The 26,995-nt window shown below is 65.9% G+C and carries 27 protein-coding genes; 13 read left to right on the top strand and 14 right to left on the bottom strand.

The window, feature by feature from the left end; translation table 11 throughout:
- The first annotated feature begins 20 nt into the window (after positions 1-20).
- The 4 genes from galE to NOG11_RS01470 are packed head-to-tail and all read left to right on the top strand — an operon-like array spanning position 21 to position 2,961.
- Complete coding sequence (galE, locus tag NOG11_RS01485) at positions 21-1,004, top strand: UDP-glucose 4-epimerase GalE (protein WP_256617854.1); 984 nt, start codon at positions 21-23, stop codon at positions 1,002-1,004.
- 10 nt (positions 1,005-1,014) lie between these two features.
- Complete coding sequence (locus tag NOG11_RS01480) at positions 1,015-1,410, top strand: VanZ family protein (RefSeq protein WP_256617853.1); 396 nt, start codon at positions 1,015-1,017, stop codon at positions 1,408-1,410.
- The gene (locus NOG11_RS01475; RefSeq protein ID WP_256617852.1) at positions 1,395-2,144 is read left to right on the top strand and encodes a 3-deoxy-manno-octulosonate cytidylyltransferase; all 750 of its coding nucleotides are present in this window, start codon (positions 1,395-1,397) and stop codon (positions 2,142-2,144) included. The genes NOG11_RS01480 and NOG11_RS01475 overlap by 16 nt, the downstream gene beginning before the upstream one ends.
- Positions 2,131-2,961, top strand: a complete 831-nt coding sequence (locus NOG11_RS01470) for an alpha/beta hydrolase (protein ID WP_256617851.1) — start codon at positions 2,131-2,133, stop codon at positions 2,959-2,961. The genes NOG11_RS01475 and NOG11_RS01470 overlap by 14 nt, the downstream gene beginning before the upstream one ends.
- Here the strand turns inward: NOG11_RS01470 and NOG11_RS01465 are convergent.
- The 12 genes from NOG11_RS01465 to NOG11_RS01410 form a co-directional block, all read right to left on the bottom strand.
- Complete coding sequence (locus NOG11_RS01465) at positions 2,925-4,643, bottom strand: EAL domain-containing protein (RefSeq protein ID WP_256617850.1); 1,719 nt, start codon at positions 4,641-4,643, stop codon at positions 2,925-2,927. The two genes, NOG11_RS01470 and NOG11_RS01465, sit on opposite strands and share 37 nt — an antisense overlap.
- 113 nt (positions 4,644-4,756) lie before the next feature.
- Entirely contained in the window at positions 4,757-5,233 is a 477-nt protein-coding gene (locus NOG11_RS01460) for a hypothetical protein (RefSeq protein ID WP_256617849.1), read from the bottom strand.
- 140 nt (positions 5,234-5,373) lie between these two features.
- Positions 5,374-5,787 (bottom strand): hypothetical protein, encoded by a 414-nt coding sequence (locus tag NOG11_RS01455; protein ID WP_256617848.1) that lies wholly within the window; start codon positions 5,785-5,787, stop codon positions 5,374-5,376.
- A 131-nt stretch (positions 5,788-5,918) separates the two neighbouring features.
- The gene (efp, locus tag NOG11_RS01450; protein WP_256617847.1) at positions 5,919-6,482 is read right to left on the bottom strand and encodes an elongation factor P; all 564 of its coding nucleotides are present in this window, start codon (positions 6,480-6,482) and stop codon (positions 5,919-5,921) included.
- Between the two features lie 409 nt (positions 6,483-6,891).
- Positions 6,892-7,941: a GIN domain-containing protein gene (locus NOG11_RS01445; RefSeq protein ID WP_256617846.1), complete on the bottom strand. Its 1,050-nt coding sequence runs from the start codon at positions 7,939-7,941 to the stop codon at positions 6,892-6,894.
- 106 nt (positions 7,942-8,047) lie between these two features.
- A complete protein-coding gene (locus NOG11_RS01440; protein WP_256617845.1) occupies positions 8,048-8,914 on the bottom strand; it encodes an alpha/beta hydrolase in 867 nt (288 codons plus the stop codon).
- Positions 8,911-9,657 carry a YebC/PmpR family DNA-binding transcriptional regulator gene (locus NOG11_RS01435; RefSeq protein ID WP_256617844.1) on the bottom strand — a complete coding sequence of 249 codons (747 nt, stop codon included), beginning with the start codon at positions 9,655-9,657 and terminating at the stop codon, positions 8,911-8,913. Before NOG11_RS01435 ends, NOG11_RS01440 begins: the two co-directional genes overlap by 4 nt.
- Positions 9,658-9,732: 75 nt before the next feature.
- Positions 9,733-10,089, bottom strand: coding sequence for a hypothetical protein (locus tag NOG11_RS01430; RefSeq protein WP_256617843.1), 357 nt, complete (start codon positions 10,087-10,089; stop codon positions 9,733-9,735).
- A 44-nt stretch (positions 10,090-10,133) separates the two neighbouring features.
- Positions 10,134-11,033, bottom strand: a complete 900-nt coding sequence (locus tag NOG11_RS01425) for a LysR family transcriptional regulator (RefSeq protein ID WP_256617842.1) — start codon at positions 11,031-11,033, stop codon at positions 10,134-10,136.
- A gap of 9 nt (positions 11,034-11,042) precedes the next feature.
- Entirely contained in the window at positions 11,043-11,495 is a 453-nt protein-coding gene (locus tag NOG11_RS01420; protein ID WP_256617841.1) for a DUF2147 domain-containing protein, read from the bottom strand.
- A 172-nt stretch (positions 11,496-11,667) separates the two neighbouring features.
- Positions 11,668-12,123: a DUF2147 domain-containing protein gene (locus NOG11_RS01415; protein WP_256617840.1), complete on the bottom strand. Its 456-nt coding sequence runs from the start codon at positions 12,121-12,123 to the stop codon at positions 11,668-11,670.
- Positions 12,124-12,162: 39 nt separating this feature from the next.
- Positions 12,163-12,978 (bottom strand): TIGR00282 family metallophosphoesterase, encoded by an 816-nt coding sequence (locus NOG11_RS01410; protein ID WP_256617839.1) that lies wholly within the window; start codon positions 12,976-12,978, stop codon positions 12,163-12,165.
- Positions 12,979-13,149: 171 nt separating this feature from the next.
- On the opposite strand from NOG11_RS01410, the gene NOG11_RS01405 reads away from it, so the two are divergent.
- On the top strand, positions 13,150-13,842 hold the full coding sequence (locus tag NOG11_RS01405; protein ID WP_256617838.1) for a hypothetical protein: 693 nt from the start codon (positions 13,150-13,152) through the stop codon (positions 13,840-13,842).
- 10 nt (positions 13,843-13,852) lie between these two features.
- On the opposite strand, the gene NOG11_RS01400 is transcribed toward NOG11_RS01405, so the two are convergent.
- A complete protein-coding gene (locus NOG11_RS01400; protein ID WP_256617837.1) occupies positions 13,853-15,160 on the bottom strand; it encodes a class I SAM-dependent methyltransferase in 1,308 nt (435 codons plus the stop codon).
- A gap of 528 nt (positions 15,161-15,688) precedes the next feature.
- On the opposite strand from NOG11_RS01400, the gene galU reads away from it, so the two are divergent.
- Both galU and NOG11_RS01390 read left to right on the top strand, forming a co-directional pair.
- On the top strand, positions 15,689-16,558 hold the full coding sequence (gene galU / locus NOG11_RS01395) for a UTP--glucose-1-phosphate uridylyltransferase GalU (RefSeq protein ID WP_256617836.1): 870 nt from the start codon (positions 15,689-15,691) through the stop codon (positions 16,556-16,558).
- Positions 16,559-16,627: 69 nt separating this feature from the next.
- Entirely contained in the window at positions 16,628-18,289 is a 1,662-nt protein-coding gene (locus tag NOG11_RS01390) for a mechanosensitive ion channel family protein (RefSeq protein WP_256617835.1), read from the top strand.
- A gap of 17 nt (positions 18,290-18,306) precedes the next feature.
- Here NOG11_RS01390 and NOG11_RS01385 read toward each other — a convergent pair whose 3' ends face one another.
- Positions 18,307-18,924 (bottom strand): glutathione S-transferase family protein, encoded by a 618-nt coding sequence (locus tag NOG11_RS01385; protein WP_256617834.1) that lies wholly within the window; start codon positions 18,922-18,924, stop codon positions 18,307-18,309.
- A 203-nt stretch (positions 18,925-19,127) separates the two neighbouring features.
- Between NOG11_RS01385 and NOG11_RS01380 the strand changes: the two genes are divergently transcribed.
- The 6 genes from NOG11_RS01380 (at position 19,128) to NOG11_RS01355 (ending at position 26,820) form a co-directional block, all read left to right on the top strand.
- Entirely contained in the window at positions 19,128-20,864 is a 1,737-nt protein-coding gene (locus NOG11_RS01380) for an ABC transporter transmembrane domain-containing protein (protein WP_256617832.1), read from the top strand.
- Position 20,865: 1 nt separating this feature from the next.
- On the top strand, positions 20,866-21,900 hold the full coding sequence (locus NOG11_RS01375; protein WP_256617831.1) for an efflux RND transporter periplasmic adaptor subunit: 1,035 nt from the start codon (positions 20,866-20,868) through the stop codon (positions 21,898-21,900).
- Positions 21,897-23,294: a TolC family protein gene (locus NOG11_RS01370; RefSeq protein ID WP_256617830.1), complete on the top strand. Its 1,398-nt coding sequence runs from the start codon at positions 21,897-21,899 to the stop codon at positions 23,292-23,294. Before NOG11_RS01375 ends, NOG11_RS01370 begins: the two co-directional genes overlap by 4 nt.
- Positions 23,295-23,532: 238 nt before the next feature.
- Positions 23,533-24,066, top strand: a complete 534-nt coding sequence (gene fabA, locus NOG11_RS01365) for a bifunctional 3-hydroxydecanoyl-ACP dehydratase/trans-2-decenoyl-ACP isomerase (RefSeq protein ID WP_256617829.1) — start codon at positions 23,533-23,535, stop codon at positions 24,064-24,066.
- Positions 24,067-24,143: 77 nt separating this feature from the next.
- Positions 24,144-25,364: a beta-ketoacyl-ACP synthase I gene (gene fabB, locus NOG11_RS01360; RefSeq protein WP_256617828.1), complete on the top strand. Its 1,221-nt coding sequence runs from the start codon at positions 24,144-24,146 to the stop codon at positions 25,362-25,364.
- Between the two features lie 118 nt (positions 25,365-25,482).
- Positions 25,483-26,820 (top strand): PRC-barrel domain-containing protein, encoded by a 1,338-nt coding sequence (locus tag NOG11_RS01355; protein WP_256617827.1) that lies wholly within the window; start codon positions 25,483-25,485, stop codon positions 26,818-26,820.
- Positions 26,821-26,995 lie beyond the last annotated feature (175 nt).

The following is a 26,995-nucleotide window of genomic DNA, read 5'->3' as shown; positions in this document are numbered from 1 at the left end:
ATTGATACCGAGGACTGGGCATGTCGCTGATCGCCGTGATGGGTGCTGACAGCTATGAGGGGCGGCAGATGCTGCTTACCCTGGCCGACCGGGGCGTGGATTTCATCGGATTCGACAGCAGTCGCGATGACGCGGCCAGCGGGATCGTGCAGCTCGACCTCAACAGCGCCGAAGCCGTGACCAAGGCGTTCGCCGAGCGGGAGGTGACCGATGTCATCCACTTCCCCCGCCGGGGCACGGTGGCGAACTCGCTGAAGGACCCGCTCGACGCCTTCGAGACGATCCTCTGCCCGCTCATGTCGGTCCTGAGAGCGACCGCCGAAGCGCCTGGCCAGCGCCGCTTCATTCTCTCCTCCACCGCTTCGGTCTACGGCATGCCCGCCAGGAACCCCGTGCCTGAGAGTGCCGATCTTGCCCCCATCAGCCCGCAAGGGGCCGCGTCGGCAGCGTCCGAGCGCCTGGTCACCGAGGTCTGCCGCGGCCACGGCATCCCCCAGGTCACGCTGCGCTACTTCAACGCCGCCGGGGCCGATCTCGATGGCCGGGTGGGCGAGGCGGATGCGCCGAAGCACCTTATCACCGCCGCCATCAAGATCGCCGTGGGCAGCCGGGAAGGCCCCTTGCGCATCTATGGCAGCGACTACGACACCCCAGACGGCACCGCAGTCAGGGACTACGTCCATGTCGCCGACGTGGCCGACGCCCATCTCGCCGCCGTCCTCTATCTTAGAAAAGGCGGCGCATCCGCCGTCCTCAACTGCGGCTACGGCGAAGGGGTCTCCGTCCAGGACGTGGTCCAGTCGGTCGAGCGCGTCACCGGCAAGCCGCTGCCCGTCACCTATGAGGGCCGCCGCGAAGGGGATCCGGCGCAGCTCATCGCCGATACCGGGGCCATCCGCTCGGTCATGGGGTGGCGGCCCCGCTACAACGATCTCGACCTGATCATCCGCACCGCCATCGACTGGGAGCGCCAGCACGGCACCGCGCCCTTAGAGAACGCCTAGCGTGCGATCGTTGTCCTCGGCACTGGTGGCGATCGTCGCGATCATCGTCACCTTTCTCTCCCTCTCCCCCGCCTCGCCCGACAGCAGCGGCGGCATGCCGCTCCTGCGCATGGCGGCGAAGATGCTGGTCGGCGATCCGGAAGCCTACGACAAGATCGGCCACTTCCTCGCCTATGCCGCCCTCGCCTTCGTCAGCCTGCTCCGCTGGCCGAGAAGGCTCCTGCCCGTCATCGTCCTCGCGACGGCCTATGGCGGGCTGATGGAGATCGGCCAGCTCTTCGTGCCCCTGCGCACCGCCACCTGGAGTGACCTTCTCGCCGACGGGTTGGGTGCCCTGGCGGGCAGCGCGGCCTATCTCACCCTTCGCACCACCACCTCGGGACTTCTTCCATGGCCAAGCCGCTGATCGTCATCCCCGCCCGCTACGGCTCCGAGCGGCTGAAGGGTAAGATGCTCCTCGCCGAGACCGGCAAGCCGCTCATTCAGCATACCTATGAAGCCTGCCTGAAGGTGGAGGGCGCCGATGTCCTCATCGCCACCGACCACGAAGAGATCGAAGCGGCGGCCAAGGGTTTCGGCGCCGAGGTGGTGATGACCGACCCTGCCCTCCCCTCGGGCACGCTCCGGGTGGCGGCGGCGGCGAAGGGGCGTGAGGCCAGCATCGTCGTCAACTGCCAGGGCGATGAGCCTGAGGTCGTACCCGGCAATATCAGCGCTCTGATCGAGGGGCATCTGGGGCTCCTGCAAGGGAGCAGGCCGCCTCTTCTCTCTACCCTGGCCTGTCCCTGGCCGGACGGTCTCGACCCCCTCAACCCCAACACTGTGAAGCTCATCACGACACGGATCGAAGGCGGAGCAAGCCGCGCGCTCTATTTCTCGCGTTCCGTCCTGCCGTTTCCGCGCACTAGGGATCACCGCCCCCTCATGCATATCGGTCTCTACGCCTTCTCTCCCGAAGGCCTGGCATGGTTCGCAGCCACCGAACCCTCCTCTCTGGCGGTGACCGAGAGCCTCGAGCAGCTCACTGCCCTGGAGATGGGTGAGAGCATCGGCGTCTTCATGGTGGAGGGCGCTGCCCCCGGTATCGACACCAAAGAGGACTACGACGCATTCGTCGGGCGCTACCGTGCTGAGCACTGACGAACTCAAGCAGCACATCGCCTCCTGCCCCATGGGCGATACCCCGGAGGAGATGCGCGAGGGTTTCGAGCGTTTGGCATCGGTCGCTACGAAGCACGCAGCGGAGGGAGAGCGGGACGAGATCGAAGGCTATCCCGCCTTACGCTTCGGGGAAGGGCCTCGGCGCATCCTCTATTTTCCAGGCGGCGGCTATGTCTTCGGCTCGCCTTCCACCCACCGCTCCTTATGCAGACAACTAGCCCGAGCGGCGGGTGCCGAAGTGATCGCCCTCGACTATCCCAAGGCTCCGGAGCACCCCTGGCCTGCCCAGAAGCAGGCGGCGCTGTCCGTATTCCGCAGGCTGAGGGACGAGGGATCCGTTGGCGTCGCCGGAGACAGTGCAGGCGGACATCTCGCCCTCATCGCGGCTCTGGAGGCCGATCCCTGTCTTTGCGTCGCTTTCTCCCCCAACACCCTACGGGACGACCGTCTGACGGCAACGAGGAAGGCCAACGGTGAGCGCGATGCGATGGTGGACGATGATGACGACAGGCGCCTGGCCCGTCTCGTTTTCGGCGAGATCGAACCGGGTGATCCCGATCAGACCCTCGTTCTGCGTGACCTTTCCGACCTACCACCCAGTTTGATCAGCGTCGGGACCGACGAAGTGCTGCTGGACGACTCCCGCGTCTTCGCACGCCATGCAGAAGCTGCAGGAGCGGCGGTCACCTTGTGCGAGCGGGATGGCTTCCACATGGAAGAACTCTTCGCCGACGTCTACGAGCCTGGCCTTCGCTCGGTTCAGAGGGCGGGGCGCTTCATCGCTTCCGTAGACTGAGCGAGGACCTCCTCCCGCTCGGTCCATTCGGGGCGGCGGGTCGGTTTGGAGATGAAGAAGCCCTGCAGGTAGTCCACGCCGAGCGCCTTGAGGATACGGGCGTCCTGCTCGTTGTCGACCCACTCGGCGACGGTCTGCATCTCGAAGTTCCGGGCCAGATCGACCAGGGTACGGACGAAGAGCTGGTTCTCGCGCGATTGGGCGAGACCGGTGATGAACGAACCGTCGATCTTCAGAATGTCGATGTCGAGCGCCTTGAGGTTGCGGAACGAGGTGTAGCCCGCGCCGAAATCATCGAGGGCGAACTTGGCGCCGAGGCCCTTGATCCGGGCCACGAACTCCTCCGAGGCCTCGATGGCATCGACGATGCGGGTCTCGGTGAGCTCGATGGTCAGACGCTCGGCCACATGGGCGTTGGCGCGGAGGTGGCCGATATAGCCGTCCGCCCACACCGGATCCTTGACCGTCTCCCACGAGACGTTCACGGCGAGCTCGATCTCGGGCTCGCGGGTCAGGGCGCGGCAGGCAAGCTCCAGGACGCGGCGGTCGAGCAGGTGGATGAGGCCCAGGCGCTCGGCGGAGGCGACGAAGTTGGGCGCCGCGATCTCCTCGCCGTCCTCGCTGTCGAGGCGGATGAGGCACTCGTGCTTCTTCCAAGGGCTGTCCGTATCGCGGACGATCGGCTGGAAGGCGATCGAAACCCGGCGGTCGTTCAGTGCCGAGAGGATCGTGTCCGACATCTCGCTGTCGCGGTGCCGGGTGGAGACGGGATCGGTGTGATCGGAGAAGAGCGACCAGCTTGCCGGGCCGCTCTGGCGGGCCTGGTCGAGCGCCGCTTCGGCCTGGGCCATGGCAGCGTCCGCCGACCCCTGCTCTGCGCCGAGGGGCACCACGCCGATGCAGACCGAGGCCGCGATCGAGCCGCTTCTGGTCTGGATCACGTCCTGACGTACCGCGTTGAGAAGCTCGATGGCGCGGGCACGGATGATCTCGGGCGAGCGGCCTCGGGCGAGGATACCGAACTTCGTGCCCGCAACGCGGCCGCAGACAACGTCGCTGGACAGGACGCTCTCGAAGCGTTTGGCCACGGAGGAGATCACCTCGTCCGCCGCCTCGAAGCCGAAGCTGACATTGATGCCGCCGACATTGTCGATGCCGACGAGATAGAAGGCCGAGCCCTCGCCGTCGCCCACCGTATCGAGCGCGTTCTCGAGGGCGTTCTTCATGCGGGCGCGGTTGAGCATGCCGGTCATCTCGTCGTGACCGGCCATGTAGGTGAGCTGAGCCTCGCGCTCCTTCTGTGCGTCAATCCTACGCAGCACGCCGACCATCAGCGTGCGGTCGCCGATCTTCATCCAGGTGCCGCGTTCTTCGAACCAGCGGCGACGGCCGGAGATCTCGGTGACGGTGAACTCGGTGGTGTAGGAGCGCCCGTCTCGCTTGGCGGCTTCCACCTCTGCGGCGCGTGCCGCAGCGCTCTCCGGGGTGATCATGGACAGAAGCTGGTCGTAGCACGATGAGGTTGCAGGCCCCTCCTTACCCAGAAGGTCTCCCGCTTGCTGAGGGTCGGCCCAGGAGACCTCCCCCTTGGCCGGGTCGAACTCGAACATGGCCTGCCCCGAGGCTTCGAGGGCAAAGCGAACCGTATCCGGACCAACGGCGAAGGGCGAATGAAGCGACATAACTCAAGCGTTCCACACCGCCGCGCGGCATCGCGGCGTGAGAACACACTAGATCATCAGCGTGAAAAAACGCTGAAGCGCGCGTTTAAGCCTCGCTAGGAATTGGCGTCCCGCTACCCCGTGACGCCGCCGGAGATGCCGAAGTCGCGGCGCGCGGCCAGGGTGGTCACCATGAAGCCCGCCATGAAGTCGAGGAGCGTCATCAGCACCAGGACAAAGAAGGTGGACGTCGCGAACATCGGCACCATCATGAAGACCACCACGCAGGCGATCGACAGAACCGCCGAGAAGGCGTGGTTCAAGATCGATTCGGTGCCCGTCTTGGTGGAGCGCAACACCTCGATGAAGAGGAGGAAGAGGGAGACGAAGACGAACAGGTCGCCGCCGGTGATCAGCCAGTCCTCGCCGGAGGCCATGGCCAGGGTCACCAGCTCGGAACCGGCCCAGGCCGAGCCGCCGGTAGCCAGCGAGATCAGGGCGTAGGCCAGAAGGCTGAGCGCCAGGAGCGGAAACATGGTGAACATCTCGAACTTCCTTCCCTGCGGCACCTGACCATGGGATGCGGCGGCGCCCACTACCGCTGCCGTCATCGCCGCTCGTTCGGCCTTTGCCACCCTTGATCCATCCTTCGAAGGCCCCTGCCCGGAGCCGATCTCGTTACCCTAACACAGCCTTACTTAAACGTGGAGAAAAAGTGAGGTCCCGCGCCCTCGGCTTCAAGGGCGGGCGCTCAGCTATCGGGAAAGAGCGTCTCCAGAGCCTCGCCGTCCCATGCGAGGAGGAAGGGCTCGCCGTCCCTGGGTGTGATCTCGATCATGTCGACTTTGGGCGGACAGAGGCTCGGGTCCTCCTCAGCGCAGAAGGGAGCCTCCACCTCGACCACAGCCCAGGAAAGGCCTTCCAGCGTATCGACGCCGAGGTCGTGGACCAGCGGCTCTTCAAGGGAGCTCAGCCGCAGGGTCATCTGCACGCCGCTGCCGGTCTGATGGGCGGCGGCCTCGTCTTCCTCGCCGTCGCCGTCGAAGTCACCGGTCAGCTTCTCGAAGCCCAGCTCCTCGACGCTAGGCAAGGCCTCGCTCACGATCTCGGGCGCTTCGTCGGCGGTCTGAGCCGATAGCATCGCGAGCAGCAAAAGTATCATCATGGCGCCCCCCGGCGTTCTTAACGGCAGGGTAACACTTATGATCAGCCGCGCCTAGCTCGCTCTGTGTCGCGCGCCAGACGCCCGATCGGCTCGCCGCAGAAGCGATGCTGCGGCCAGGCCGCTCGCGAAGCTCAGTCGGCGCGCTTCACATACTCCAGGGTCTCGGTGTTCACGATGATCGCCGTGTCCGATGAGATATGCGGCGGCACCATGACCCGCAGGCCGTTCTCGAGGATCGCCGGCTTGTAGGAGGAGGACGCCGTCTGACCCTTCACCGTGGGCTCGGTCTCAGTGATGTTGAGGGTGACCTGCTCGGGCAGGGCCACGCCGATGGGGCGGCCCTCATGCATCTCGACGGAGACCGCCATGCCGTCCTGGAGGAAGACGCGCTGGTCGCCGATCATGTCCTCGGCGATCTGCACCTGCTCGTAGCTCTCGCTGTCCATGAAGGTCAGCATGTCGCCCTCGGCATAGAGGAAGGTATGGTCCTTCTGCTCGAGGCGCACCCGCTCCACGGTCTCGGAAGAGCGGAAGCGCTCGTTGAGTTTCCTGCCGTCGAGGAGGTTCTTGAGCTCCACCTGGGCGTAGGCGGGGCCTTTACCGGGCTTGACCGCCTCGACCTTGACCGCGCGCCAGAGGGTGTTCTGGTGCTGGATGGTGTTGCCGGGGCGGATCTCGTTGCCGTTGATCTTCATGAGGGTGCCTTCTGCGCAAGCCGCGCAGGGGCGGCAGTGAACCTGAAGGCGCCCTCTGCCACTTACGCCGACCCTCTTCAACACCGCCGTCATCTCGGTAGTGGGTCGGTCAAACATCGTTGGAGAGAACCGGCGCTCTTCTCACCTCTCCCTCCGGGAGAGGTCGAAGGCTGCGTGAGCAGGCTTCGGGTGAGGGCGTTCTTGAGACCTTACTCAGTTCCCTACTCGCCCTCACTCGACATCGGAGATGTCAATCTCTCCCGGAGGGAGAGATGAGTTAGCTGCCGCTTTCGGCGGGATACCTGCAACCCCTTATTCAAACTGGCCCACACCGCCGTTCCGAGGCGTAGAGGAGTGGACCATGGTCCCAGATGAGCGCTGACGCGCTCTCCGGGATGACGGGGCGGCACTAGTCGCTGTCGCGGCCGATCCTTTGGCCGTCGACGCGGATGTTCTTGCCCTTGGCTTCCACCCTGCCGGAGACTTCCGCGACTTCGATCTCGCCGCTGCCCCAGCTCCGTAGCTTGGCGGTCTTCGCCGTGCCGCGGAAGGTGAACTCGCCGGAGCCGTGCACCGAGACGGTGAGCTCGTCCGCCTCGCCGCCGTCGATGTCGAGGTCGCCGGAGCCGTGGATACCGGCGTCCACCCGGCCCGCCACTTCACGCACCTTGAGGTCCCCCGAGCCGTGGACCTTGCCGTCGAACCCGCCGGCCACCGAGCCGAGCTCGATGTCGCCGGAGCCGTGGACGTTCGCCTTGGCGCTGCCGCCCACCTCCTTGACGTTGAGATCGCCCGAGCCGTGAACGCTCGCGCGCAGCCTCTCGCGGACCCCGTCCATCTCGAGGTCGCCGGAGCCGTGGACGCTGAGCTCGGCGCTCTGCGCTGCGCCTGCGATGATGTCGCCCGAGCCGTGAACGCTGGCGCCGAGCATGCGCGCGATGTCACCCATCTTCAGATAGCCCGAACCGTGCACCGAGACGTCGGCCTCCTCGGCATCGTTCAGCCTGGCCCAGAGGTGGATGTTGTTCGTGATCGTCACCGACCCGGCATCGCCCTCGGTGGTCAGTTTGAAAGCGCTGCCGCCAATGGTGATGTCGGTCCCCTCCGGCGCCGTGATGGTCAAGGTCGGGCGGTCTTCGAGCATCTTCTCGAGGGTGCGGTCTGCCTTGTCGGTGTCGTTCCACCCGCGATTGCCGAAGCCCTTGCGCTCGCGCTGGTACTCCTTCCACCAGTCCTTGCGGTCGATCTCGTCGCCGCCGTCGATGCGCACGCGGTTCGTGCCGCGGATCTCCACCTCGTCGGCGCCCGGCCCCGACTTGATCGCCGTGACAGGCCCGGAGCTGTGCAGCTCCAGGACGATGGTGCCGTAGAAATCCTCGATCTCGATGCTGGGCGATTGGGCATGGGCCGCGCCGGTCATGGCGGTGGCGGCGAGCAGTCCGGTGAGAAGCTTGAGCATGGTGGTCCCTCCTTATCGAAAAACGACATAGGGGGCGGGTGCGACAATTACAACTGTAGGCGCTGCAGATTCAGCGGCGGGTCCGTCGCAAACCGCGAGGTTCCTTTCAGTCGGTCACCTCGTTCCACCAGGGCTGCGGCCCCTGCTCATAGGGCGGGTAGCCGAACATGCCCTGAAGCGCGTCGCGCACCGCGCCGTGGTAGATGGTGGCGTGGCTGTCCTCGCCGCGACGGTCCACATAGCGCAGCTCAAGCCCCTCAGGCGAGGCGGTCTCGATGGCCGCAAGCACCTCGTCGAGTCCGCGCTGCATGGCCCCGCCCTCGTCGGCCATGGTGAGGTAGAGGCGCTTGTCCTCTCCCTGCCAGTCCTTGAGCAGCACAGGCGCCTCGCGCGCCAGGCGGCGGTCGTCCCACCAGAGGCTCGGGCTGATGGCGATGTAGTCGTCGAAGGCGCCCGGCGTCCTCAGAGCCGTGTCGAGCACGAACAGCCCAGCCAGGCTCTCCCCGGTTAAGACGTGGCGCCCCGTCTCGAAGCGCGCCTCGATGAAGGGCACCACCTCCTCGGTCAGGTGACGCCGGAAGCCGTCCGCCCCGCCATAGCCCTCGAACTCTGCCGCGAAGCGCTCATTCTGCGGGTCCGGCACGATCTCGCCGTAGCGGTCCTCGGTGCGCACGCCGACGACGATCATCGGCACCCGCTCGCCATTGACGAGGGTGAGATGTGAGAGCCCGGCAAGATGCACGAAATCCTGCTCCTGCCCGCCATCGACCACGAAGAGGACGGGTAACGGCCCCTCCACCCAGTCGGGCTTCTCAGGCGCGTAGACGTTGATCTCTCGCTCGGTGCCGTAGACCTCAGAGGGCAGCGCGTGGCTCTGACCAAGGACGATGGGCGAAGTCTTGGTCCGGTCGGCGGGCAGGTTGGCGCAGGCCGTCAGCAGGCCGATCACCGCAGCGAGGAAGACGAGCCTCACCCCGCGAGCCGCTCGGCGTCCTCGTCCGATAGCTCGAAGTTGGCGTAGACCTGCTGCACGTCGTCGAGGTCGTCGAGGGCGTCGTAGAGCTTGACGATGGTGTCGGACTTCTCCGAGCTCACCTCGATCGTGTTCTGCGCACGCCAAGCCAGCTTGGCGCTGTCGGGCTCGCCGTACTTCTCCTCGAGGGCCTTCTGGACCTCGGCGAAATCGTCGGCTGCGGTGTAGATGGTGTGAGCCTCCTCACCGGACTCCACATCCTCGGCGCCCGCCTCGATGGCGGCCTCCAGCACGTCCTCTTCGGAGCCCACTTCGGCCTTGTACTCGATCTGGCCGACGCGGTCGTAGCCGAAGCTGACCGAGCCTGTTTCGCCCAGGTTCCCGCCGTTCTTGGAGAAGGTGGAGCGGACCTCGGAGGCGGTGCGGTTCCTGTTGTCGGTCAGCGCCTCGACGATGATGCCGATGCCTTCCGGGCCGAAGCCTTCGTAGCGGATCTCTTCGTAGTCGTCGCCCTCGCCCGCCGAGCCCTTCTTGATGGCGCGGTCGATATTGTCCTTGGGCATGGACTGGCCCTTGGCGTTGGCAATGGCCAGGCGCAGGCGCGGATTGAAGGCGGGATCGGGAGCGCCCATCTTGGCCGCCACCGTGATCTCCTTGGAGAGACGCGAGAACAGCTTCGAGCGCTTCGCGTCCTGACGGCCCTTGCGGTGCTGGATGTTGGCCCATTTGGAGTGGCCTGCCATGGATGCCTCCGGAATATGAAAAGAGCCCCGGCGTGTAGGGCGCCGGAGCTCTTCTGTGAAGATGCGATGCCGGGTTTAGCGGCGGACCAGCGACCTGACCGAGAAGACGGCGAAGGCACCGACGAGGATCAGGAGCCAGAAGCCCAGCACCTCGACGAAGTGGATGCCGAGAAGGCTGTCCCAGGTGCCGCCGACACGGTCCTGCCACATGCCGAGGTTGAAACGGTCGGCGCCGAGAAGACCCCCCACCAGGAAGATCAGCAGCGCCGCGATGAAGATCCCGCTGAGCGAGCGCGCGATCACCTCGCCGAAGCCGTCGGAGCGTAGGCCCTGGGCGATCGCGACGAGCGCGATCGGCAGGAGCACGAGAAGAGGATCGGCGCCGGCTGCCCCGCCGAATGCGCCCTGAAGGTCGTTCATGAGTTCTGACATATCGTACCCTTACTGTCTGTCCCAACAGTAACGCTAACCGATCGTTAAGCTTTTGGCGAGCGCGTAAGTTCCATTGCCAGAAAATTGATGAGGGTCCTGACCCTGATGGGCTGGTGATGGGTCGGCGGCCAGACGGCCTGAAGGGTCACCTCGCCCCAGTCCTGCTCAGGGAAAAGGTGCACCAGGGACCGGTCCTCGAAGTAGCGGCGCATGATGAAGTCGGGGGCGTGGTAGATGCCGTGGCCCCCGGCGGCGAGGCTCGCCAGCATGTCGCCATTGTTCGCCACCACCCGGCGGGTGAGCTGCACCCGGCCCTCCTCACCGTCCTCGCCGGTATAGCGCAGGACATCGCCGCGCTGCGCGTTGGCGTAGACGAGGCCCGGCAGGCCATCGAGATCGGCCGGGCTCTTTGGCTCGCCGTGCTGTTTCAGAAAGCTCTCCGAGGCGCCCACCTGGATAGGGATGGAGCAGATGCGTTTGGCGATCAGGCTGGAGGCGGGCAGCTCGCCGATCCTCAAGGCGAGGTCGAAGCCCTCGCGGACCAGGTCCACCTGATCGTCGCGCAGGTCGAGCTCCAAGGTGACGGCGGGGTGCTCAGTGAGGAAGCGCTCGATGGGGCCGGGCAGCTCGCCGAGGCCGAAGGAGAGCGGCGCTGCCAGTTTGATGGGACCTGCGATGCCGAGGCTCTCCTCCCGCATCTCCTCCTCGAGGGCGTCGATGGAGGAGAGGAGCTTCTTGGAGCGCTCCAGATAGGCCTCTCCCGCGGGGGTCAGCACCAGGGCTCTCGTCGAGCGGCGCACCAGCTCAGTGCCAAGCCGCGCCTCCAGCGCCTTGAGGCGGCGGGAGACGGCGGAAGGAGCGACGCCCAGCTCATGGGCGGCGGCGGAGATCGTTCCTGTTCGGGCCAGCGCCTGAAACGTGGCCATGTCGCGTGCAGCATCCATGGGAGGCTTCTACGGCGCAGGACGCTCCACTAAAACCGCTGCGCTGCGCACGAGCTGCAGACGTTCGATCTCGTCGTCGCTAGCGCGGGTGAAGAGCTGGGTGCGGCAGAAGATGCCGAGGCAGCCTTCGACAGCCAGGGTCTCCTCGTCGACGCGGCGCAGGGACGAGGCGTAGGCCTTGCCGTCCTCGAGGCTGTAGATGGTGCCGTTCTCCCAGCGGTCGGCGCCGCGGTCGTAGTCCTCGAACAGCACCTTGCCGATGCGGTAGACGTCGGGAAGGTCGTCCTTCTTGACCATGCGGCCCGCCGCCACCTCGGCGGCGGCGCTGGTCCAGATGATGGTGCCGCGCACGGAGGAGCCGGTCTCCTCGATCTCCACCTGAGCATTGCCGCCGCGTGTCCACCACACGCCTTCGATATCGAGCGGGTTCATGGACTGGAGCAGAAAAACGGCAAACAACACGGCGAAAACAACCTCAATCAGCTTAGGTGCACCGCTACAAACGATCAGGCGGTACGGCGCAGACCCTGCAATGTGCGTTCCGCCTCGCGGATCGCAAGGCAAACCAGTCTTGCATCGGCTGTACCAACAACGGTTTCCGCTGAGCGTTGCTGTTACGCCACTCTCATCTGCGTCAGTCCGAGGCGGTCTCGCTGCGCAGCATTGGCGCGCGTTCCATGGTCACCACCTCCCCAGGCGCCACCCTCTCCCACTTCTGGGTCAGGCAGACCACGGCGACACAGCCCTTCACCCCCAGCGTGTCCTCGTCCATGCGGAAGATAGCGGAGCGGTAGCTCTTGCCCTCGGTGGGATCGTAGATGACGCCGCGCTTCCACTGGTTCCTGCCCGCCTCGAAGCCCTCGATGATCGGCATGTCGAGAAGCTCGCGCCCGCGCATCGCCTCGTCGGGGTTCTGCTCGTCGAAGACCTGCTCCTCCTCGATGCCGACATACCAGGTGATGCGCCCGGTCACGCTCTCGCCTTCCCGCTCGATGGTCACCTGGCTGTTGCGCCCCTCGGTCCACCAGACCCCCTCCACGCTCATAGGGTCCGGCGAGGCGGTAAGGGCGAGCAAGAGCGGCAACAGCATGGAAAGTCTCCCGGTTGGTGTCTGCGTGAGGGGTTGAGGTTAGAGCTGGGGCCGAGCCTCGCTCAACCGGCCGCCGATCCGCAGGGGCTCGGCAGTGAGGGCGAGGCCAGTTCGCGGGTCGGTCTCGACGAGGAGGCCGCAGATCGTGGCCTCGCCTGCGGCGGGCTGCATCCGGCCCACCTTCATCTTGGTGGTGAAGCGCTCGAGGATGGTGCCCTTCTCCATGCCGATCACGCTGTCATAGTCGCCGCACATGCCGGCGTCGGACTGGAAGGCGGTGCCTAAGGGCAGCACCTGGGCATCGGCGGTGGGGATATGGGTGTGCGAGCCAACCACCATGGACACCCGCCCGTCGAGATAGTGGCCGACGGAGTACTTCTCGGAGCACGCCTCGGCATGGACATCGACGATGATGGCGTCCACCTCGCGGCCGAGCTCCACCCCCTCGAGCTCACGCTCGATAGCGGGGGGGAGATCATCGACAGGTCCCATGAAGACCTGGCCCTGGAGCTGGATCACCAGGACCCGGTGCCCTGAGCGGCTCTCATAGAGACCCGCGCCGCGGCCCGGGTTGTTGGCGGGGAAGTTGGCAGGCCGCAAAAGGCGCCGCTCGTCGTCGAAGAGCTCGTAGCTCTCGCGCTGGTCGAAGGCGTGATTGCCGGTGACCAGGCAGTCGGCTCCGGCACTGAAGAGGTCGACAGCGATGTCGGCGTTGATGCCGAAGCCCCCGGCGGCGTTCTCGGCGTTGACGACAATGAAGTCCAAGGCGAGGTCCCGCCGCAGGCCGGGGAGCTGGTCCATCACAGCCTTGCGGCCGGATCGCCCCATAATGTCGCCAAGATAGAGAAGCCTCACCCAAGATCCCTTCGGAGGTACAAGGTCACAACTATCACTTCTTTCGCGAGGAGGGGAAGGGAAGTTCCATAAAAGCTGGTCAGGCCGACGGCTCACCCCCTTACCCTTTCGTTAAAGTACCGCTACGCTTGCTCTTTCGGACGCAGGATAAAGACAGGCTAGGGGCGCCCCATGATGAACAGACTACTGATGGCCATGGCGGCCCTTCTCAGCATGGCGGGAGCGGCGAAGGCGCAGAACGAGCTGATGCCCTCGCCCACCATGAAGCTGATGTCGCGCGCGGACTACTTCTCGATCCTCACCGAGATGCAGATCACGCCCCAGGTCTTCTCGCCGGACGGCACGGCCACGCTGATCCGGGGCGAGCTGCCGAGCGGCAACGCCTTCGTCATCGAGCCGCGGGGCTGCGCCGACCCCGTGGCCATCGAGGGCTGCCGCCTCACCAGCCTGGCGGTGGGCTTCGAGCCCTTCAATGTGAGCTATCCGAGGCTCAACGAGTTTCACAGCACCAAGGCCAAGCTCGCCACCGCCATCCGTGTCGGGAACAACCAGGGCATCGTCCTGGCCAAGCTCCTCACCCAAGAGGGCGTCAGCCGGGACACGGTGAAGCTCTACATCGCGCTGTTCCTGCAGGATGTCGGTGATTTCTACGAGGGCTGGGTAGCCAATGCAGGCCTCAGCCAGTCGGTGGGCGTGCAGTCCGACTTCGGACCGCTCTTCGCCGGTCCCCAGTCCGGCTATCTGCAGTCTATCACCTATGGCAGGCTGATCGACCTCACGGCGCCGCGGATCGGTCAGGAGGATATGAGCTTCCTGACCAGCGCCGCGAAAGCCATGGTCGAGGCCGAACAGGGGAAGCGCTAGGGTCTGGGCGCTAGGCTTCCTTCTGGTTCAGCACCACCAGGCGATGGGGCTGGCGCATCGCGGATAGGGCAGCGCGGAGCGTCTCGACGCTGCCGGGACCGTCGGTGACGGCTAGGGTGCGGCCCAGCTCGCGGGCGTAGTTGGTGCCGTCCACCACCAGGAACTCGGGCTCTAAGAAGGCGATGCGCCCGCCATCCATGATGAACTGGTGCCAGCCCTCCAGGATCTCGCGCTTATAGGCGCCGTCGCCGATCAGGACGTCGGGGGCGGTGTGCTTGGCCTCGTCCTCGGTCATGACATCAAAGGTGGTGGCGACATGGGCCTGCCCGATGGCGCCGAAGATGATCTCCGGGTCGAAGCCGTTGGCCTCCAGCATCATCTGGCTGCGCGGGCCGGTGCCGTGGACATAGGCGTGAAGCTCGTGGCGCTTGAGGGCCGAGGCGAAGGCGTAGACGTCGGCCGAGCGGCGCTCGACCCGCATCTGGAAGGCTCTGTAGGCGGACGATCCGACCAGGCTGAGCGCTGCCTCCTCGTCCCATAGGCGGGCGAGCTGCTCGCGCCAGGGGGCGTAGTCATGGCCGTGATAGTCCTCATGGGTCAGAAACAGGCGGATGGAGCCGCCCGCCGTCTCGGTCATCGAGCCGCGCACGATGTTGAAGCCTGTCGCCTGGGCGATGCGCTGCAGGACAGCGAGGGTGTAGACCGCCTCGGACCGCGCGTTGAAGGTGCTCGTCAGTGTACGGGTAAGGGCGAGTGCGGCATAGGGCGTCTCCACCACCATCACCCCGTCCTTGGCGAGCCAGCTCTTGGCACGGAGGAAGAAGGCGAGCGGGTCGTCGAGCTCTCCGAGGACGGAGATCGCGGTGATGATGTCGAACTTCTTGACGCCCATCTTCTTGAGGGCGGCCTGGCCATCGGCGGAGGTGAACTCCTCTTTGATGCCCACGCCCCAGTCCTGGGGTCCGGTCTCAGGGAGGGACGGGTCGAGGCCGATAGGCACGATCCAGCGCGGATAGGCCTTGGCGAGAGCACCCGAGCCGCAGCCAATGTCCAGGGCCGTCCCCTCGCGGGTGGTCAGCATCTCCAGCACCTGGTGAGCGGCGGCCTTGAGGCGGTGCTCGTCGGTCCAGCTCGGCTCGAAGGGGAGCGCAGCAGGGCGCTCCTCGAACACGTCGGCCCGCTGAAGAAGTCCGCAGCCGGATTTTCCGTGCTCGTCGCCGCAGGTGACCCAGGTCACCCCCTCGCCCACCTCGAAGGCATGGGTCAGCGTGGTCCCGTGACAAGCCCGGCAATAGCTGATGGCTGCCGCTTTTCCCATGATCGTTCCCCGCGCTCTTCGACGTTGTGTGTCCTGAACCGCCGGTATGCACGAGAGCCGTAAAGTTAGAGTCAAGCGAGGCTTTACGGGCCGTTTAAAAGTGTTGGTAGAGTCTTCTCTTGCCTCACGGCGCGCAGCGCCTCCGGCGGGGCGAGCCATACGGCTCGGGCACCCGGTCGAGTGCCTTCCCGCGGCACTGCCGGTCTTTCAAGAACATGCTTCGCCGTTGTACCTCCCCTAAAGGGGAGGACAAATAAAAAAAACCGCGGAGCCTAGGGCTCCGCGGCGTCAGTGTCGTCGTCCGCGAGGGACTTCCAACAAAAACATCAGAAGGTGGGAGGCGTCAGCCTCGGGACCGCCCGGCGCTTGCGCCTTGTCCACGAACCCCACACGAACGACGGATCATCTGACTCGACATCCGATCACCTCCTTTTCAGTTGCTTCCACTGACGAGAAGGTGAGGTGTTCTCGCTTCGTGCGCAAGGGGAAAAACGTTGAGTGCGGCGCTCTGGCGGTTACAAGGGCGCCATGAGCACACGCCCCAGAAAAGCCGTCATCCCCGTCGCCGGTTTTGGCACGCGGGTCCTCCCCGCCTCCAAAGCGATCCCCAAGGAGCTTCTGCCCGTCGTGGACCGGCCGCTGATCCACTACATCATGGAGGAGGCGCTGGAGGCCGGGATCGAGCATCTCTGCTTCGTCACCGGTCGCGGCAAGTCAGCCATCGAGGACTATTTCGACCACCAGGTCGAGCTCGAACAGGCGCTGGAGAAAAAGAACAAGAAGGACATCCTTTCGGCCACCATGGAGAGCGTGCTGGAAGCGGGCGCCACCTCCTTCACCCGCCAGCAGAAGGCCCTCGGTCTCGGCCACGCCGTCTGGTGCGCACGCGACATCGTCGGCGACGAGCCCTTTGCGGTGCTGCTTCCCGACGTCATCATCAAGGGCAAGCCCAAGGCCCTCAAGGAGATGATGGACCGCTACGAGGACGGCGCGAACCTCCTCGCGGTGGAGGAAGTCCCGATGCAGGAGACGAATAAGTACGGCGTCATCGCGCCGAAGGGCGACTGGTCGAACGGCGCGGTGGAGATGTCCGGCATGGTCGAGAAGCCCGACCCCTCCGAGGCACCCTCCAACTACTCCATCACCGGGCGCTACATCCTTCAGCCGGAGATCTTCGGCCTGCTGGAGAAGCAGGGACCGGGCGCCGGCAACGAGATCCAGCTCACCGACTCGATGGCCAGCCTCCTCGATAGGCAGAAGTTCCTGGCCGTCACCTTCACCGGTGAGAGCCATGACTGCGGCTCCATCGAGGGCTTCGTGAAGGCAAACATCGCCTTCGGCATGGACCACCCTCAATACGGCGAGGGTATCAAGGAGGCAGTCGCCGCCCTTCGCTGATGTGTGCTGCAGCGCGGAACCGAACGAAGGGCAAGTTCCCTGCGTTAGGGGCGCGGAAGGGAACCTCCTATGCACCGCCTCGCTGCCCTGGCCGCCGTCCTCGCCGTGCTTCTCATGGGGGTGGCATGTGCGCAGAGCAGCGGTCCCTATGTCTATGCCGTAGACAGCATCAACCCGCAGCTTCCCAGTACCGACCGTGCGGTCAATCTGGAAACCCCGCAGGCGAGCATCGAGACCTTCCTGGCCGCAGCGCAGCGCGAGGACTGGGTCCGCGCCGCGCAGGCGCTGGAACTGAGCTACCTCCCTGAGGCCGAGCAGGAGCGCCTTGGTCCGGTTCTGGCCGAGCAGCTCCACCTCGTCATCGAGCGGGCCATCCTTCTCGACTGGGCAACGCTGCCGGACCGGCCCGACGCGAGGGCCGTTCGCACCAGCGGCAACGATCCGGTGGCGGGGGAGGAGCGGCGCAGCCTCCGCCTCGCCCTGGTCACGCTGCCGGACCGGCCCGTGGCGATCAGGCTGGCCAGGTTGCAGATCGAGGGGGAGGACCCCGTCTGGGTGTTCCCGCGCCAGACCACCGAGAACATTCCCGATCTCTACGCGCATTTCGCGCCCGGCCCGATCGAGCGGGCTCTTCCCTCCGCGCTTCGCCAGCAGGCCTTCTGGACCCTCTCCTGGTGGGAGGTGATCGCCCTTCCCCTCCTTCTGCTGGCAGCGTTCGGCCTGGCGGCACTGGCCTACTGGGCGATGAGCAAGGCCGCCGCAGGGGTGGGCGAGGTGGCGCTCATCCCCTGGATCGTCCGTGCGGTGCGGACACCGGCGGCGCTTCTGGTTTTCGCGGCAGCGTTCTCGGTCGCCCAGGCGGTGGCGTTCACCTTCTCCAACACCGTCAACTCAGTCATCGACCCGATCACCACCGCCGCCGTGGTGCTGGCCGCCGCGGCCCTCGTGGTCTCGATCATGGACGCCGTGATCGAGCGGGTCTCGAACACCGAAGGCAGCGACCCCACCCAGCCCGACGCCGAGGCGGACCGCGCCTACTACACGACCCTATCGGCCGTCAGGCGCTTCTTCCTCGTGCTGATGCTGCTCGTCGGCACGGCCTTCGTCCTGCTCCAGTCGAACCTCGACCAGACCCTCGGCCTGTCCCTTCTGGGGTCGGCAGGAGCGATCGGTCTCGTCCTGGCCTTTGCCGCCAGGGAGGCCCTCGGCAACATCATGGCCAGCCTGCAGATCGCCTTCGCCAAGACAGCGCGGATCGGCGATGCCGTGATCTTCGAGGGCGAGCTCGCCTATGTGGAGAAGATCGGCTTCACCCATGTGCGGCTCAGGACCTGGGACGACCGGCGGCTCATGGCGCCGGTCCTGAACTTTGTCGGCGAGACCTTCGAGAACTGGACCAAGACCGACAGCTCGATGAGCAAGTATGTCCTTCTGACCCTCGACCACCGGGCGAATGTGGAGGCTCTCCGGCATGAGTGGAGCCGCTTCGTCGAGGGGGAAGAAGAGGTGATCGAGCTCGACGAGGCCAAGGTGCAGGTCGTCGGCCATAGCCGCGACGGCATGGAGGTGCGGTTCCTTTTCAAGGCGCCCGACCCGTCGACCGCCTGGGACATTCACTGCCGGGGAAGGGAGGCGATGCTGCACGCCGCCAGCCGCCTGGACGAGGGGACGGAAGACCGCCCGGCCTTCCTCCCCCGCGAACGAGAGGTCATGGTGGCGAAGACCGCCTAGGCCCCGAGGGGCAACCCTCAGCCCCCTGTCTTCTCCGCAGCCCGCTGGAACGCTTCGCGGGAGGTGATCCGCTCAGCATAGGCGGCGAGCTTGGGATAGCCGCCCAGAAGCCCCAGGCGCTTCGCCATGTTGGCGACATAGCCCACCCCCACATCGGGGATGGTGAAGTGGTCGCCGAGAACATAGTCGCGGCCCTCGAAGCGCTTCTCCAGATAGCCGAGATGGAGCTGCACCTCCCCCTCGGCAAACATGGAGATCAGCATGGGTTTGGGCTCCTGCTCGCGGCTAAGAAGCAACTTGAGGAAAAGCGGCAGAAAGCCTGAGCCCTCGGGGTAGTGAAGCCACTGCATCCACTCCGCCCGCGCAGCGCCATCGATCGGCGGGGCGAGTGGGCCGTCCCCCGCGTAGCGCTCGGTCAGAACCATCGCGATGGCGCCGCTCTCGGAGAGGACCGATCCGTCGATCTCGATCACCGGCGACTTGCCCAGGGGATGCGCCTTCTTCAGCTCGGGCGGCGCACGGCCCATCTCGTTGCGCTCGTAGATCTCGAGCTCGTAGGGAACGCCCAGTTCCTCCATCAGGAAAGCCGTGAAGACGCTGCGGCCGACGCGCAGGTGGTGAAGTTTGATAGCCATCGGGAAGCCTCGCGCTAGTTTTTCCCTATGCCCTGCTCGCCCGCGCCGCGCTCCGCAAGCAAACCCCGCAGCTTGCCGTCCTCAGGGCCTTCTGCGGCGCAGCAATCCCGACCGTTTCGGTCTTGTATAGGGTTGCGTGGTAGCTACATGAGCGCCGGTTCGGGCGGCCCCGCCCCGACGCCGCTTGCCTTGGAGAACGATCAGTGAGTGCAGACCCGTCTGCTAGCCCCTCGGCTCGCCATGTCATCAAGCTGGTGGCCGATCTTCTGAGGCCGGAGACCGGGTATCTGGGGCTCGCCGTCATCTACGGCATCGGCATCAGTGTCCTCTCCCTCGCCACCCCGATCGCGGTGCAGGTGCTGATCAACTCGGTCGGTTTCACCGGGCTTGCCGTGCCCCTCGTGGTGCTGTCGCTGACGCTTTTCGGGCTTCTTCTGGCCTCGGGTCTTCTCAACGCCATGCGCGTGCACCTGATGGAGATCTTCGCCAGGCGCTTCTACGCGCGGCTGACCTCCGCCATCGCTCTCAAGGCGCTCTACGCCCAGAAGCCGTTCTTCCAGGACGATGGACGCTCGGTCCTGTTCAACCGCTACTTCGACATCCTCAACGTGGTGAAGGCCCTGCCGATCCTTCTGATCGGCGGCTTCACGGTGCTTTTGCAGGCGGCGGTGGGCTTCATCCTGACATCCTTCTACCACCCGCTCTTTCTCGCCTTCAACGTGGTGGTCATCGCGCTGATCTGGCTGATCTGGCTCGTCTGGGGGGGAGGCGCGATCAAGACCGCGGTCAAGCTGTCCCAGGAGAAGCACGAGACCGCCGCGTGGCTCCAGTCCCTGGCGGGCTCCAACGGCTACTTCAAGAGCCACGAGCACATCGCCTACGCCCTGAAGCGCACCGATCAGGAGACCAACGACTACGTCATGGCGCATCGGCGCCACTTCCGCCGCCATTTCTCCCAGACCATCGGCTTCCTCCTCCTCTACGCCACCGCGAGCGCCGCGCTTCTGGGCCTAGGCGGCTGGCTGGTCATCCAGGGACAGCTCACCCTAGGCCAGCTCGTCGCGGCCGAGCTCGTCCTCTCCGTAGCCTTCTACGGGGTGAGTCAGCTCGGCAGCTACCTCAACTACTTCTACGACCTCTGCGCGGCCGCTGAGGAGCTCTCCCTCCTCGACGGGATCGTCCTGGAGGAGCCGACCGGAGAGGAGGTCCCCGACCTGCCCCACGGCTCCCTCGTCTTCGACGCGGTCAAGGGTCATGCCAGGGGTGCGCCTGCGGTCTTCGATGTGGAGATTCCCGCCGGCCAGATCGTCTATGCCAGGGCGCAGAGCCACGGCGTGCAGCGCCTCTTCACCAACCTCCTCAAGCGCTTCGAGAGCCCGAAGGGGGGGACGCTGACCCTGGGCGGCTACGACATCACCTCGATCGAGGTTCTGACCCTTCGCCGCTTCGTCATCGTCCTCGACCGGCCCACCGTGGTGGAGATGTCGATCAGGAACTACCTGACCCTGGCCCGCGAGGAGGCCACCTCCGCGGAGATGCTCGACACCCTCGCCTGCGTCGGTCTCGACGAGGTGATGGAGGAGCTCGAGGACGGGCTCGACACCCAGCTCTCGGTGACAGGCTGGCCTTTGTCAGTGAGCGAAACCATGCGCCTCAAGCTGGCCGCGGCGATCCTCGCCAGACCGAAGGTGCTCATCCTGAACCAGCTCTTCGACACCCTGCCCTCGGCCTTCCTTCAGCGTGCGGTGGACAGGCTCTGCGTCACCTGCGACGAGCCGACCACGCTCATCATCTTCTCCTCCGCCGAGCCGCAAATGCATTTCGACCGCTACCTCTGCATCGGCGCGCAGAAGCAGACCATCTCGGACGACCCCGCCATCCTGGGTATGCGGAGCGCCATGACGAAGCTCGAGCCCGTGCGCGCGGTGGAGGACGCCTGATATGCCCCTTCGCGAGCAGCACCTTCAGTACTTCACCACGCTTCAGTCGATCCGTATGCCAAGGGTCATGCGGGTGACAGGCTCGATGATCGCCCTGACGCTGACCGCGGCGCTGGTCTTCCTGACCTTCACGCCCTGGGTACAGACCACCGTGGGGGCGGGAACGGTCACCACCCTCGATCCCAACGACCGGGTGCAGGAGATCAACGCCCTCGTCTCGGGGCGGATCGAGCGTTGGTATGTGCGGGACGGCGCGAGGGTCGAGGAGGGCGATCCCATCCTCAAGATCGCCGACAACGACGCCAACCTGATCGAGCGTCTGAACGCCGAGCAGCGCCAGCTCCTCAACGCCCGCGACGCGGCGGCCGCGGCGCTCTCCACTGCCAGGATCGACCTCCAGCGCACGAGGGACCTCTTCGACAGCGGGCTTGCGGCCAGACGCACCTACGAGCAGGCCCGTATCCGCGTCGAAGGGCTGCGTTCGGACCTCGCCAGCGCCGAGGCTGCTATCGCCCGCCAGCAGGTGGACCTCTCCCGCCAAGCCCAGCAGATCGTCCACGCGCCCCGCGACGGCACCATCCTGCGGATCAATGCGGGCGCCTCCTCCACTACTGTCTCGGTGGGCGACCCGGTGGCCACCTTCCAGCCGGAGGGCGCCAAGCGGGTCGTCGAGCTCTATATCGACGGGCGCGACGTGGCGCTGGTCCATCCTGGCTCGAAGGTCCGCCTTGTCTTCGAAGGCTGGCCCGTGGTGCAGTTCTCCGGCTGGCCGTCCATCGCCTTCGGCACCTTCCCCGGCGAGGTGCTCTCCGTCGACCCCACTGCCCAGGCCAACGGCCAGTTCCGCGTGCTGATCGCCGAGCCAGAGGAGACCGACGAGCCCTGGCCCTCCGAGCGCTTCATCCGCTTCGGCGCCAAGGTGCGGGGCTGGGTTTTGTTCGAGACCGTGCCCCTGGGCTTTGAGCTCTGGCGCCAGCTCAACAACTTCCCCCCCACCCTCACGCAGCAGCCGAGCTCGGGAGCGCAGACCCGGTGAGGGCCTTCCTTTTTGCTCTTCTCTGCCTGCTGAGCGTCGGCAGCGCTGCGGCCCAGGACGTTCTCCTGCCCCGCGATGTCGCCCGTTCGGCCACGGACAACTACCCGGCGGTGCTTGAGGCAAGGGCCGCAAGACGCGAGGCGCTGGGCGAGCAGCTCTCCGCCAGGGGCGTCTTCGACACGGTGGTGAGGAGCCGAGCCACCAGCCGCCTTGAAGGCTTCTGGTCGGGAGACGTGGCGGAAGTCGGCGCGAGACGGGCGCTCGGCCCTCTGGGCACGGAGGTCTATGGCGGCTACCGCATCTCCCAGGGCACGCTGCCGATCTACGAGGACTACGACTACACCGATCAGGGCGGCGAGATCAGGGTCGGGGTCATCTTCAACCTCCTCCGAAACCGCGCCATCGACGCGCGAAGAGCCGGCATTGAGCGGGCGGGGCTGCAGGTGAGCGCTGCCGAGCTCGATATCCTCCTGACCCGTATTGAAGTGCAGCAGGATGCGCTTCTCGCCTACTGGCGTTGGGTGGCGGCGGGACGTGTTCTGACGGTCTATGAGGAGCTCCTCGGCATCGCGGCGAACCGCGACACCGCCCTCCGCCGGGAGGTCGAATCGGGTGCGCGGGCCGCAATCGACATCACCGAGAACCTTCAGAACCTGACTCGCCGGAAGGAGCTCGTCAGGCGTGCCGAGCGCGATCTGCAGACGGCGGCGAACGCCCTCGCCCTCTTCTACCGCGACGAAGAAGGCCAGCCTTCCGCGCCGGATCGAACGCAGCTCCCCGAGGAGATCGGCATGCCGATGCGCACCGGCGCCGCCCTGATCGACCTCAATGCTAGGCCCGACCTCCAGCTCTTCGAGATCGCCCGTGAGCAGCTCGAACTCGATATGCGTCTGGCACGGAACGATCTTCAGCCTGACCTCAAATTCTCCGTCGAGGGCTCGGACGATTACGGCGCCATCGCTCCGGGTGGCCCGAGCCGGGATGCTGCGGAACTCAAAGCAGGCGTGACCTTCTCCGTCCCCTTTGGACGCCGCGCCGCGAGGGGCCGTGTCCGCAGCGCCGAGGCGGCTTTGGAAGGCCTCGAACAGCGTCAGCGGCTCGCCCGCGACCAGATCGCCCGCGAGCTCGCCGATCTCCAGGTCAGCCTCGATGCGGCCTCGGACATTCTCGAGCTGACGAAGCTGGAACGTCAGCAAGCGGAACGCCTGTTGGAAGCGGAAGAGCAGCAGTTCCAAGGCGGCGCCAGCGACTTCTTCCTCGTCAATCTGCGCGAGCAGACCCTGGCCAACGCCTCCATCCGCCTCATCGAAGCCCAGCAGACCCTCGCCAGCGCCGCTATCGCCTACCAGGCGGCAACGCTCGACCTCGAACGCCTTTCGGCGGGCGGGAACTGACCTTTACCCTTGGGGGGTTTCGCTAGTGGAAAGTCCCCCTCCGCCCTTCGGGCACCTCCCCCTGGTAGGGGGAGGAAGCAGCGCGCGAACCCCTGCCCCCGAAGAACGCGAGCGTAGCGGAGCGAAGTCGAGCCGGCGCTCAAATAGGCTCGCGGGCAGCGAGCCGGTAGCGCCGAGCAAAAAACTCAGCGCCAAGCAAAGTTGACCGCCCCCGCCTGCCGCCGCTACTGCCCCTCCCATGACCGAACGCAAGTCCTCCTTCTCCAAAGAAGAGCTCCTCGAATGCGGCCGGAACGGGCTGCGCGGCCCCGGTACGGCGCAGCTTCCCGTGCCGCCCATGCTGATGATGGACCGCATCACCCATATCGCCGATGAGGGCGGGGCCTACGGCAAGGGGCAGATCGTCGCCGAGCTCGACATCACGCCGGACCTCTGGTTCTTCGAGTGCCATTTTCCGGGCGACCCAGTGATGCCGGGGTGCCTCGGCCTCGATGCGCTGTGGCAGCTCACCGGGTTCTTCCTGACCTGGGGCGGCAGCCCTGGCCACGGCCGGGCGCTCGGTGCAGGCCAGGTCAAGTTCACCGGTCAGGTGCGGCCTCAGAACAAGCTCGTCCGCTACGAGATCGACATCCGCCGAGCGATGCGGGGGAAACTTGTCCTCGCCATCGCCGACGGCACCATGTTCGTGGACGACAAGAAGATCTACGAGGCCAAGGATCTGCGCGTGGGCCTCTTCTCCATGGAACAGCTCGAAGGCTCGGTCCTCGGCTGATCCGGCGGCTCACCTGCCGCATCCGTAACGAATAAAAAGGGGCGGTAAGCCCCATAACCCCTCGAAAGGGAGAGGCTATGCGCCGAGTCGTCATCACTGGAATGGGTATCGTCTCCTCGATCGGGGACACGCTGGACGAGGTCACCAAGAGCCTGAAGGAGAGCATCTCCGGCATCACCTTTTCCGAACAAATGGCGGAGCTGGGCTTCAAGTCGCAGGTCTGGGGTAAGCCCAAGGTGGATGTGGAGGAGGTGCTCGACCGCAAGACGAGGCGCTTCATGGGCGAGGGCGCGGCCTGGAACTACCTCGCCATGCGCGACGCCATCAAGGACGCTGGGCTCACCGAGGACGAGGTCAGCCACGAGATGACCGGCATCGTCATGGGCTCCGGCGGCCCCTCGACGGAGACCATCGTCATGGCCGCCGACAAGACTCGCGAGACGGGGAGCCCGCGCAAGATCGGCCCGACGGCGGTGCCCAAGGCGATGAGCTCCACCAACTCGGCCTGCCTGGCTGTCCCGTACAAGATCAAGGGCCTCAACTACTCGATCAGCTCGGCCTGCGCGACCTCCGTTCACTGCATCGGCCACGCCTACGAGCAGGTGGCGATGGGCAAGCAGGACGTGATCTTCGCCGGCGGCGGCGAGGACCTCGACTGGACCCTCTGCAACATGTTCGACGCCATGGGCGCCATGTCGACCAAGTACAACGACACCCCCGAGACGGCATCACGCGCCTATGACGCGGACCGCGACGGCTTCGTGATCGCGGGCGGCGCCGCCACGGTGGTGGTCGAGACCCTCGACCGGGCGCTGGCGAGGGGCGCTAAGATCTGGGGCGAGATCGTCGGCTATGCTGCGAACTCCGACGGCTACGACATGGTCGCCCCCTCCGGCGAGGGCGCGGCGCGCTGCATGCGGAAGGCGCTGGAGACGGTCCGCGAGAAAATCGGCTACATCAACACCCACGGCACCTCGACACCCATTGGCGACACCCGCGAGGCGGGCGCGTTGGAGGAGGTGTTCGGCCAGGACATGCCGCCCTTCGCCTCCACCAAGTCCCTCACGGGCCACTCCCTCGGCGCGGTCGGCGCCCAGGAGCTGATCTTCAGCCTCCTCCAGATGAAGGAGCGCTTCCTGGCGGCCTCCGCCCATATCGAGAAGATCGGCGACGAGTTCGCCCATCTGCCCGTGATCCGCGAGCTTCGCGAGGGCATGGACCTCGAGGCGGTCCTGACCAACAGCTTCGGCTTTGGCGGCACCAACGCCTCCCTCGCCGTGGCGAAGTACCAGGGCTAGCAGCAGCGCCCCGGCCTCTTTCCCTTTCTCGTGAGGGAACAGGCGGCCCGCCAGGGCCATTCTTCCTGCAGATGCGCGGGGGCGCTTCCGCCCCTGGCGTGTTCCAACGGAGGAAGCCATGTCCCTACTGACCACCGCTCTCTTGAGCTCCGCCCTAACGGCGGCGCAGCCCACCGTCGCGCCCCAGATCACCCCCCAGCAGGTCACCGATACCTGTCTGGAACTCTTCACCTTCGTCGACCGCTCCGACGCCTATGAGGTGCAGGAAGAGCCGGAAATCCTCGCCATCGTGAACCGCGGCGACGACCGCGCCTGCCGCGCTCGCCTGACCGAGCTGCAGCGCGAGGGTAGCTCCGTGCGCACACAGCCCGCCATGGACGATGACGAGATGGAGCTCGAAGAGGACGGCCAGGCGGTCGAGGTCGATCGGCGTACCCGCCAGGTCCGCGAGGAGGTGACCCTGCGCGAGACCGTCGCCGTGCAGGGCGTGGTCGATGTTCTGACCGGCGCGCCTTCCGTCGAGATCGACCACGAGCCCTCCACCGTGATGGTCGAGGAGAGCGCTCCCCAGGTCACCGTCTCGGGCGGTCAGCCGGAGATCCTGGTGCGCGAGCAAGCGCCGATCATCACCATGCAGATGCCGACCATCACCATCGAGCAGCCCGCCCCGATCATTGAGGTGGTGATGCCAGACCCCAATGTCAGTGTTGAGAACGCCGAACCGAAGATCACCGTGCGCCAGGGCCAGCCCCGTGTCCGCGTGGCCGTGCCCGAGCCCCGGATCGACCTCGACCTCAACGCCGCTCCCGTCGGTGAGGATGGCGGCGAGATCCAGACCCGCATCCGCAAGGCCCGCTCCAACCCCGAGGCGCGTGACGGCATGACCCTGGTAGCCCGCGACGGCCAGGATGCGGAAGCGAACGTCTATGTCCGTCATCCCGAGGCGGAGGTTCAGCGCACCGGCGCGGGCGCCCAGCCGCAGATCCGTGTCGAACGCTCCGAGCCGACGATCCGCTTCACCGGCGCCGAGCCTGAGGTGAAGATCGAGGGCGAGCCCAAGATCGAGTTCAAACGCGTCGGCGAGCCTAGGGTCGAGTTCCGTCAGAACACTGAATCCTCCGAAGCCAAGGTCGCGGACCTCTCCGGCAAGACCGTCTACGGACAGGACGGTGAGAAGATCGGTGAGATCGGCCGGGTCGTCCAGCTCGGCTCCTCCGTCTACGCCGTTCTCGAACATGGCGGCGTCCTCGGCATGGGCGAGAAGGAGGTGCCCCTCCCCCTCTCCTCCCTCAGCATGGAAGGCGACCGTCTGGTGGCCGACAACCTGACCGAGGCAAGGCTCGAGGAGCTCTCCGACCAGGAGATCGACGAGAACTACAACCTCGACGACGATCAGGTCCTCCGCCTGCGGATGCAGGAGCGTCAAGAACGTCGGACGGACCGCGAGCGGAACTAGTTCCAAACAGCGTAGGGCGGTCAGCGAAGCTGGCCGCCCTACGAAGTGGTCTTCGTTGAGTTGTAAGCAGGAGATAAGCCCGTAGGGTGGACGCCGGCAGGCGGCCACCTTCCCCAGGCACCACCGCTGCGAGGTGGCCGCTGCTCGCGTCCACCCTACTGCATCGCGGCTGCCG

Source organism: Parvularcula maris (assembly GCF_024505085.1).
GTDB classification, from domain to species: Bacteria; Pseudomonadota; Alphaproteobacteria; order Caulobacterales; family Parvularculaceae; genus Parvularcula; species Parvularcula maris.
This window is presented reverse-complemented; position numbering and strand designations above follow the sequence as displayed.

Excerpts from the sequence above, each read along its gene's own strand:
- NOG11_RS01475 (WP_256617852.1), top strand. The coding sequence starts at position 1,395 with ATGGCCAAGCCGCTGATCGTCATCCCCGCCCGCTACGGCTCCGAGCGG.
- fabB (WP_256617828.1), top strand. The coding sequence starts at position 24,144 with ATGCGCCGAGTCGTCATCACTGGAATGGGTATCGTCTCCTCGATCGGG.
- galE (WP_256617854.1), top strand. The coding sequence starts at position 21 with ATGTCGCTGATCGCCGTGATGGGTGCTGACAGCTATGAGGGGCGGCAG.
- NOG11_RS01400 (WP_256617837.1), bottom strand. The coding sequence starts at position 15,160 with ATGGGAAAAGCGGCAGCCATCAGCTATTGCCGGGCTTGTCACGGGACC.
- fabA (WP_256617829.1), top strand. The coding sequence starts at position 23,533 with ATGACCGAACGCAAGTCCTCCTTCTCCAAAGAAGAGCTCCTCGAATGC.
- NOG11_RS01430 (WP_256617843.1), bottom strand. The coding sequence starts at position 10,089 with ATGTCAGAACTCATGAACGACCTTCAGGGCGCATTCGGCGGGGCAGCC.
- NOG11_RS01455 (WP_256617848.1), bottom strand. The coding sequence starts at position 5,787 with ATGATGATACTTTTGCTGCTCGCGATGCTATCGGCTCAGACCGCCGAC.
- NOG11_RS01355 (WP_256617827.1), top strand. The coding sequence starts at position 25,483 with ATGTCCCTACTGACCACCGCTCTCTTGAGCTCCGCCCTAACGGCGGCG.
- NOG11_RS01375 (WP_256617831.1), top strand. The coding sequence starts at position 20,866 with ATGCCCCTTCGCGAGCAGCACCTTCAGTACTTCACCACGCTTCAGTCG.
- NOG11_RS01465 (WP_256617850.1), bottom strand. The coding sequence starts at position 4,643 with ATGTCGCTTCATTCGCCCTTCGCCGTTGGTCCGGATACGGTTCGCTTT.
- NOG11_RS01385 (WP_256617834.1), bottom strand. The coding sequence starts at position 18,924 with ATGGCTATCAAACTTCACCACCTGCGCGTCGGCCGCAGCGTCTTCACG.
- galU (WP_256617836.1), top strand. The coding sequence starts at position 15,689 with ATGAGCACACGCCCCAGAAAAGCCGTCATCCCCGTCGCCGGTTTTGGC.
- NOG11_RS01390 (WP_256617835.1), top strand. The coding sequence starts at position 16,628 with ATGCACCGCCTCGCTGCCCTGGCCGCCGTCCTCGCCGTGCTTCTCATG.
- NOG11_RS01425 (WP_256617842.1), bottom strand. The coding sequence starts at position 11,033 with ATGGATGCTGCACGCGACATGGCCACGTTTCAGGCGCTGGCCCGAACA.
- NOG11_RS01435 (WP_256617844.1), bottom strand. The coding sequence starts at position 9,657 with ATGGCAGGCCACTCCAAATGGGCCAACATCCAGCACCGCAAGGGCCGT.
- NOG11_RS01405 (WP_256617838.1), top strand. The coding sequence starts at position 13,150 with ATGATGAACAGACTACTGATGGCCATGGCGGCCCTTCTCAGCATGGCG.
- efp (WP_256617847.1), bottom strand. The coding sequence starts at position 6,482 with ATGAAGATCAACGGCAACGAGATCCGCCCCGGCAACACCATCCAGCAC.
- NOG11_RS01415 (WP_256617840.1), bottom strand. The coding sequence starts at position 12,123 with ATGCTGTTGCCGCTCTTGCTCGCCCTTACCGCCTCGCCGGACCCTATG.
- NOG11_RS01445 (WP_256617846.1), bottom strand. The coding sequence starts at position 7,941 with ATGCTCAAGCTTCTCACCGGACTGCTCGCCGCCACCGCCATGACCGGC.
- NOG11_RS01460 (WP_256617849.1), bottom strand. The coding sequence starts at position 5,233 with ATGACGGCAGCGGTAGTGGGCGCCGCCGCATCCCATGGTCAGGTGCCG.